The organism is Clostridium sp. KLE 1755 (genome assembly GCF_000466465.2).
Taxonomy (GTDB): Bacteria; Bacillota; Clostridia; order Lachnospirales; family Lachnospiraceae; genus Eisenbergiella; species Eisenbergiella porci.
Map to the genome: position 1 here is coordinate 1 of NZ_KE992729.1, position 4,838 is coordinate 4,838.

The window sequence follows — 4,838 nt, forward strand, 5'->3', positions numbered from 1 at the left end:
TTAGAGCGCGCCCATGGCGCGCAAACAAAGTGAAGGTCCCGTACTTGCGGGGCCTTCCGCTATTTTTGCGGTTTTGGCGGCAGCTTTGGAGCGGACGCACATCGGTTCTGCCGGAGCCGGACGCGCCCCGGACATTGGCGGCTTTTGGAATGTTTTGGCGTAAAGGCGTGAACTTACGATTTAGCCCGCCATAAATAATGGAAAATGAATGGGCTTTCTGGCAAAACGCCTTGGATTTTTTTGTGGAATTTGCTGATATTTTGTGGCGTTTTTGCGGATATGGCAGTATAATATAACTATAGAGAAACTTGTTGATTTTGATTAGCAGTTGTGGTGAAGGACGCATCGGCTGAATATATGCGGATGGCTGATCGTAGAGGCCGGGACGTGAAATTTGCCGGAATTCTGCAGAAAAGGGGGAGCATATATGAATCAGGAACAATTTGAACGGATGCACAAGGGAAACGGTTTTATCGCGGCACTGGATCAGAGCGGCGGGAGCACGCCGAAGGCTCTCCGGCTCTATGGTATTCCGGATGAAGCCTATCACAGCGATAAGGAGATGTTCGACCTTATCCATGAGATGAGGACCAGGATTATGACAAGCCCAGCTTTCACTTCCGAACATATTCTGGGGGCAATTCTTTTTGAGAACACGATGGAACGGCAGATTGACGGGAAGTTTACCGCAGATTACCTGTGGGAAGAAAAAGGGATTCTGCCGATTCTGAAGGTGGACAAGGGACTTGCGGAACAGGAATACGGCGTCCGGATGATGAAGCCTATCCACAATCTGGAGGAACTGCTGGAACGGGCGAAGGAAAGGCATATTTTCGGAACGAAAATGCGGTCTGTTATCAAAGCGGCCGATCCTTACGGAATTAAAAAAATCGTGGACCAGCAGTTTGAAATTGGCTGCCGTATTGCCGACGCCGGACTGGTTCCGATTCTTGAGCCTGAGGTGGATATCTTCATTCCCGACAAGGAGGCGGCGGAAAATCTGCTGAAAAAGGAGCTGCTGGCGCATTTAAGCACGCTGGCTCCGGATACGAAGCTGATGTTTAAGCTTTCGATACCCAGCATAGACGATTTTTATGCAGAGCTGATTGACGATCCTCATGTGGTGCGTGTTGTGGCGCTGTCCGGCGGTTACAGCCAGGTGGAAGCCAATCAGCGGCTGGCAAGGAATCACCGGCTGATCGCAAGCTTTTCCAGGGCGCTTACCGCAGGGCTTTTGAAGCAGCAGACGGACGAGGAATTCAATGCGGTGCTGAAACGCTCCATTGATGAGATTTATAAGGCCTCCATGACCTGAGTCCTGAAGGGGCTGCGGCCCAACACAGTATTGAGTCAGCTTGAATGATGGATAATTTCACAGAAACGGCCGCCTGCGGAAGCGCTGATGTTACCATCGCTTCCGGGGCGGCCGTTTTTTTACTGCGTTAACGCTTTTTTATTCCGGTTTTACTTCAAATACAAAATGATACGTTCCGTCGCCTTTAATGCGGAATTCTTCATGTGCCCTGGCATTGAGGCTCCAGGTGTCGTCTCCGCCAACGCCGGTCTGGCGGTAATTTATTCTTACCACCGTCTTATCGGAAGGGAGCAGATCCTTCTGATGTGCGGCAAGCTCCATTTCCTCCGGGGTATAGGGAAGGACATTCGCTTCCACCTCCGGGATTCCGGTAAAGGTCAGGCTTGCTCCGCAGCGGCTCATTACGGTAAGCCTCCTGACGCCTGTCATGTTGCCGCATTCCTGGGGCATCAGATAAGGCACCATGCGATCCGCCACTTTGGAACGGTAGGTTCCTACAAAGGCGGAGCTGTTCCTGTCAATGTAGTTTTCGTGTTCTCCCCTGCCGTGCCATTCAAAACGGTCAAAGCTTTCCGGAAGGGTAAACAGCAGGCCTGCCTCCGGTATATCAGGCAGATTTTCCCCGCCTTTATATGTGTTGTCAAACAGAATGCTGCCATCCGGGCGTATGGTGATTTTCGTTTCCATCACTGCCTGGGATGTAGTGGGCAGGATGAATTTCATCTCCACCTCCACAGCCTCGCCGCTAACCTTTCCCTGATTGGTCCATTTGGCGGCATTCGCACCGGCATATCTCCATATCATGGAACGGTAGGACTGTTTGCTTCCACGGTCATTGTCCGTACTCGCTCTCCAGAAATTGCATTCCAGGGGCGCCTTCAGGTATTCCTTTCCGCCTCTGCGGATGCTGTAGAAGTCTCCGCTTCGTTTGGAAAAACGGTATTCGAAATCACTGCCTGTAATTATCAGGGCGCCGAAATTCTCCGTTACCTTCAGGCTGCTTCCTTCCCTCTTTTCCGTAAGAAGGCTTTCCCTGCTGCCGGTAATAAACTGTCCCTTTGCCACAGCATAGCCGGCTCTGGCCCAGGCCGTATCCTCCTTCAGCTGCGCTTCCATATTCAGGAAGGCCTCCAGACAGGATTTTCCTGCTTCCTTCCATTTTTTCAGTTCCCCGGCAAAAGGAAGGCGTACCTTAACGGTTTCTCCGGGCGCGCATTTAACATCCACACTTCCCTGAGCGCAGGAAACCTCGTCAAGAACCAGTGTCCACACAAAACGATAAGCGAATAAATCCGTAAACAGGCTCCTGTTGCAGATTGTCACCTCGCCGGTCTCCCAGTCGGCATCAGCGAATTTCATATTCTGATAGCAGATTCTCGTTTCCTTAATCTTGGGAGTTTCCGTCCTGTCCGCAAACATCAGGCCGTTTCCGCAGAAAATCCCATCCGTATAGCCTTCTCCAAAATCACCGCCGTAGCCCAGGTAATCCTTACCATTCCTGTCCTTTGTCAAAATCGCCTGATCCACGAAATCCCAGATAAAGCCGCCCTGAAGCTTAGGATATTTTTCGAAAGCCTCCGTATATTTGATAAGGCTGCCGCAGGAATTTCCCATGGCATGCGCATATTCACAGAGGATAGCTGGCTTCTCCGGATTAGTATCTTCATATTTCACCCATTGCTCCACCGGGGTGTACATGGTGGAAATCATATCCGTCACATCCTCATACCCCTGGCAGTGGCACTGGCCTTCATAATGGACAAGCCTGGTACTGTCATGGGTGCGGAGGAAATCAGCCATTTTACGGAAGTTCGTTCCGCAGAAGGACTCATTTCCCAGGGACCATATGAGCACCGAAGGATGATTTCTGTCCCTGTAATACATATCCGCCACTCTGTCAAGGACCGCTCCCGTCCAGCGGGGATTGCTTCCCGGAAGGATGTCTGGCTGCTCCTCTTCGGGTACGCCGTAGGTCCAGCTGCCGTGGGTTTCCAGATTGGTTTCATCGATTACATAAAGACCATATTCATCACACAGCTCGTACCAATAAGGATGGTTGGGATAATGGGAGGTGCGGACAGCGTTGATATTGTTGCGTTTCATCGCCAGCACGTCCTTAAGCATGGCTTCCCTCGTAATGGCCCTTCCGAATTCAGCGCCGAACTCATGCCTGTTTGCGCCCTTGAAAACAATCCTCTTGTTATTCAGCATCATCAGGCCGTCCTTTAATTCAAAGGTACGGAATCCGCAGCGTGCCGCCAGAATTGTTTCCTCTCCTTCATTCTCCAGATACAGCACTACGGTATAAAGCACAGGAGATTCCGCACTCCACTGCCAGGGTGTCTCCACCTGCAGGGAAAATGCAGCTTTTCCGTCCTTTACCTCTGTCTCGGGAGAATCCAGCAGCTGTCTGCCCTTGGGACTGTAAAGCTCCAGCCGTACCCTGCAGCCGTCCGCCTTCCCTTCCAGCGCCGCTTCCACATTCAGGATACCGTCCTGGTAATTCTCATCCAGCAGGGCATCCACTTTCCAGTCACCAATATGTACTTCAGGCAGGGTATACAGGGCCACATCCCTGAAAATACCTGACAGACGCCAGAAATCCTGATCCTCCAGCCAGCTGCCGTCACACCAGCGCAGCACCTTCACCACCAGCTGGTTTTCCCCGTCAACCGCATAATCGGTAATATCATACTCCGCAGGAGTAAAAGAACCCTCGCTGTAGCCCACGAAGCTTCCGTTCACATACACCTCGCCGCAGGATTCAATGCCTTCAAAACGAAGGTACATCCTCTCTCCATCTTTTTTCTCTGCAAAAAAGGAACGTTCATAAATCCCCACCGGGTTATAAACTCTGGGGATTTCCGGCGGCATGATATCTTCCGTCATTTCCCAGGGATACTTTACATTCACATACTGCGGATAATCATACCCCTCCATCTGCCAGTTTGCCGGCACCCGGATATGTCCCCAGTTATGTGTATCCATTACCATTTCCAGTCCTTCCGGATATGCGGCGTCGCACTGATCCGGATTCTCAAAATAACGGAACTTCCAGATTCCGTTCAAATCTGTCACCCTTCTGGCAGCCTTATTCCATGAAAGGGCATCCTCCAGAGAAGGAAAAGGGATAATGTCACTGTGAGGCGCTCTCTTATTGATCCGGAAACACTCCGGATTCTGCTCCCAGGGCATAAACCCGTTTTCTTGTAAAAGCTTGCTGTTCATCGTAAATATTTCCTCCATTTTTTTATATGCTGCAGTATGAAGCCTTCCCTAAAGGAAAACTTCATACACACATATCCTAATACTAAATAATAAAAGATCCTAAACCATTTGAAAATGTAAAATCTTGCAGTTTATTTGTCTTTTTCTGACCGGTTTCCATTTATGTGGAGAGAGGCCAAACGTCCCGGTTCCGGTTCCATCCGCCCTTTGCCCGTGCAGGCTGCGGCCGGGCTTCCTTTTCCCGGGCCGGTGGGGCGTGTTTTCGGCTCCATTGGAAAAAACGGAGATGTTTCTT

Annotated in this window: 2 protein-coding genes; one reads left to right on the forward strand and one right to left on the reverse strand. The window is 50.7% G+C overall.

The genetic code is table 11. The features are described 5' to 3' along the window. The first annotated feature begins 427 nt into the window (after positions 1-427). Positions 428-1,315 (forward strand): fructose bisphosphate aldolase, encoded by an 888-nt coding sequence (locus HMPREF1548_RS16595; RefSeq protein WP_021637513.1) that lies wholly within the window; start codon positions 428-430, stop codon positions 1,313-1,315. Between the two features lie 138 nt (positions 1,316-1,453). Here the strand turns inward: HMPREF1548_RS16595 and lacZ are convergent, their stop codons facing one another. Further along, positions 1,454-4,543 carry a beta-galactosidase, LacZ type gene (gene lacZ, locus HMPREF1548_RS16600; RefSeq protein ID WP_035322596.1) on the reverse strand — a complete coding sequence of 1,030 codons (3,090 nt, stop codon included), beginning with the start codon at positions 4,541-4,543 and terminating at the stop codon, positions 1,454-1,456. Between the last annotated feature and the right edge of the window lie 295 nt (positions 4,544-4,838).

Excerpts from the sequence above, each read along its gene's own strand:
- HMPREF1548_RS16595 (WP_021637513.1), top strand. The coding sequence starts at position 428 with ATGAATCAGGAACAATTTGAACGGATGCACAAGGGAAACGGTTTTATC.
- lacZ (WP_035322596.1), bottom strand. The coding sequence starts at position 4,543 with ATGAACAGCAAGCTTTTACAAGAAAACGGGTTTATGCCCTGGGAGCAG.